1 protein-coding gene and 2 pseudogenes are annotated in these 2,980 nt (G+C 48.9%); all 3 read right to left on the bottom strand.

The window, feature by feature from the left end:
* Positions 1–299, bottom strand: a pseudogene (locus C8R30_RS15460) (IS1380 family transposase); the annotation flags it as partial.
* A 489-nt stretch (positions 300–788) separates the two neighbouring features.
* Positions 789–1,964 carry a JAB domain-containing protein gene (locus C8R30_RS15455; protein ID WP_107790539.1) on the bottom strand — a complete coding sequence of 392 codons (1,176 nt, stop codon included), beginning with the start codon at positions 1,962–1,964 and terminating at the stop codon, positions 789–791.
* Between the two features lie 20 nt (positions 1,965–1,984).
* Positions 1,985–2,980 (bottom strand): annotated as a pseudogene (locus tag C8R30_RS15450) (zincin-like metallopeptidase domain-containing protein); the annotation flags it as partial.

The raw sequence follows: 2,980 nt of genomic DNA, 5'->3' as shown, positions 1-2,980 counted from the left end.
TCTGTGCTCGGCAGCACACTCAGTTTCAGCAAAGTGGATAATGCAGAGTCGCTCTTGAGGGTGCGCATATCCTCCAGCGACCGGCCACCACCATTGAGCATGAGCACCAGTGGGGTTACATAAGCCGTCGCTTCATCTATGCGCCCGCTACCAGGTTTTGGCATCTCTTGCTGTAACCACCGCTTAAATCCCAGACTATGGACAAATTCGCCAAATAGCACTAATCCAGCGTTTGCTGTCAATGTCTCGTCCGTTGCCTCCACCCGGAACGGAAGCACCATTTGTGCCAAAACTCGCATCGCCCCACCTCCTTTTATCACCCCATAGGTGAAAGTTTCGATAGCTTTAATTCTACCGGATCACTTGTGTGGCAGGGCATTCCTTTAATTTACAATCCTTGAATCGCGGATCTTGGGTACAACAACAGATTTTGCTGAAGAGATTATTTATTAACCAAATTGGTAAACTTTTCGCGCGCTATTTGGCAGCTTTTTACTCCGGCATTGACAGGCCGTCCTTATCTTCTTCCGTGTATTGATCCGCTGCAATCGACAACAGCCTTAGATGCCAGAGTTCCCATTTTCCGGCATGGATTGAGTCAAAGAGCGCCCAACCATCGTTGGAAAAATCTCGCTTTGCTTCTTTCTTGCAGTTTGCTCAGAAACCCAGGCCACATTATCGTTATGCAACCCACCAGCAATCGTGCGTCCCGATTCGGGAAGTAAATCAGTTCACGCTGGTATTCAATAACTCTGCCGCACATTGTTTTTTTCCTGCTTTATCCTTTTCTAGCGGCTGCGCCCCCGGCGGCCTTTTTGTATTGTCATGTTAGTTTTACTTGTTTTGTTTTTAAGGTCATGCAGGTTGTCATCTTCCGTGATCAATGCTCGGGATTTTCTGTACAGGCCGCTGATTTCAAGATTTTGGCCAGTTGCAATAACCCCTTCTTTTCTGAGAGAGCGGTAATCGCGATTATCATTATGGGTGCTGATGCCGATAACGTCCCGTAATACCCCGGTTTCACAGGCCTTCAATAATACCGGGTGATTGAAGTGCTTGTCAGACGTGATGGCAAATAACGAGCTCACACCGGCGTTTCTTGTAAATCTCTGCAATCTTGCCAACAGTATTTTGGGTGAGTTTGCCAGCAGTGAACTCGGCAATTCACTGATCGACTGAACAGCACCGGTTGCATAGGTGCCAATCAGGCTAAAGTATTGATCTTTGTGCTTCAACGCCATGCCGATTCTTGCCAGATCATCCGGCGTGGCAATGTTTTCCAGCAAACAATCATGTTGTTTGTAAGCATCGCCCTGGTAGCCACCGGCCTGACCGCCTATCCAGTTGATGAAATTGACCTCGAGTTTTGAGTCGATAACGCTGTACTGGTTGGTGTTGATAATGACATGGCCTTTAAAGCCCGATGCAAGGGACGCCATTTGCGCGGTAAATCTTTCATCCTGGCGGGATGCGGCTGCATTCCCACTGGGATGATTATGCAGCAGCCAGTAACCATCAGCCTGTACGCGAAATCGGGTATTGTTCACCCAATCTCCCAGATGATGATCGGTACCGTTGATCTGTTCCAGATACACTGATCCGGGCAGTCGGGAGCTGATGGCTGTGTGGTGAATGATGCGGGTTTTGCGGGTATAAAATATGCGCAGTGTTTCGAAGCGCGGATCGCGCAGTATCTGTGCCATCACGGCAAGTTCATGGGCGGATTTGATTTGCCGGTTTAAGAGCGTGGTTCCGCCTTGCTCTTTGAAGTCTTCCGGGAAATGACAACCCAGTATCGCGCCACCTGCCCATCGAGCCTGAGATTCGAGCAGTTCGATATAGGCGTTTCTGCCAGTTTCTTTTTGTGCTTCGCTGGTATTGGGACGAATTTCAATGTTGTCATAGAGATCACCTGCATCTAGTCTGGATGGATTTACAGGAGTTGTTTGTAGATTATCACGCATGACTAATTCTCCTGTCAGTATTAAACCATTGCCTGTTTTTGTGCTTTTGCTCTTGTACCGACTTGATGCCGGTTTTGGTTTTTGGATTGGATTTGAGTCGGGTGTTTCTGAATTGTGGTTTGCTGAATCACTTTCTTGATTGCAGCACCAACCTGTCGTTTGACGGCTTCCATTCCCAACCCGCTTTTGTTGGCCAGATCGTTAAAATCGCTGAGTTTCTGTGATGCTTGTTCATTGGCAGCGAAGACTGGAAAGACCGCGATGCCATTAACCAGTCTCGCTGCTTCCTGCGCTTTGTCCCTGCCGATGTTTTTCCCGTTGAGCGCGACCAGGTGCTGATCGTCATCACCTGCGATAATGATGGGTTTGTTCGGATACTTTTCATGCAATAGTTTTGCAACCGGTATGAGATTACCCGAATCGAATGCCGCCACAACCGGACAATTCATGGCTTGCGATACGGTATCGGCAGTGGAATAACCTTCGGCAATAATGATGACTTTGGTGTTGTCGAGTGCCGTCAGTTCCACCGAATCCTGGCTGTTACCGTCAACCACATGGAAGTGACCTTCTTTCTGACTGCCTGCCACAAAGAGTTTGGTGCCGTTCGGTTGCATCGTCTGTGCGCTCCAGATGTCTCCATTCGCATCATAAATCGGCAGCAGCAGATCACCCGCGACAAACACGAGGCTGTCGGGATGTTGTTCCCGAACCGATTTGACTTCCTGCCGGTCATTGCAGATTCTGATGATGGAATCTTGCGGCAAACCAGCTGACGATTGCGGCACAACTTTTAAACTACCTGGTCTTGCATTTTTATCCTGTAGGTAAGGATGATCACCATTGGCAGGCAAGGCAATAACCAACAGTTCCTTGATGGCTTGTGCGACTTTGACATGCTGCGCCTGTTGTTCGGCTTTGCGTTCCTGCTGTTTGATCGCAACCTGGGCGGCAAAGGCAGCCTTTTGCGCTTCGGTCAGCGTATAGCCTTTGGCCCGCCAGCGTATCTCGACTTT

The organism is Nitrosomonas nitrosa (assembly GCF_003051105.1).
GTDB lineage: Bacteria > Pseudomonadota > Gammaproteobacteria > Burkholderiales > Nitrosomonadaceae > Nitrosomonas > Nitrosomonas nitrosa.
The sequence above is the reverse complement of the archived record's forward strand: the minus strand, read 5'-3'. Positions and strand labels throughout refer to the sequence as shown.

What these genes read in the sequence shown, in the direction of transcription:
- C8R30_RS15455 (WP_107790539.1), bottom strand. Translation starts at nt 1,964, where the DNA reads ATGCGTGATAATCTACAAACAACTCCTGTAAATCCATCCAGACTAGAT.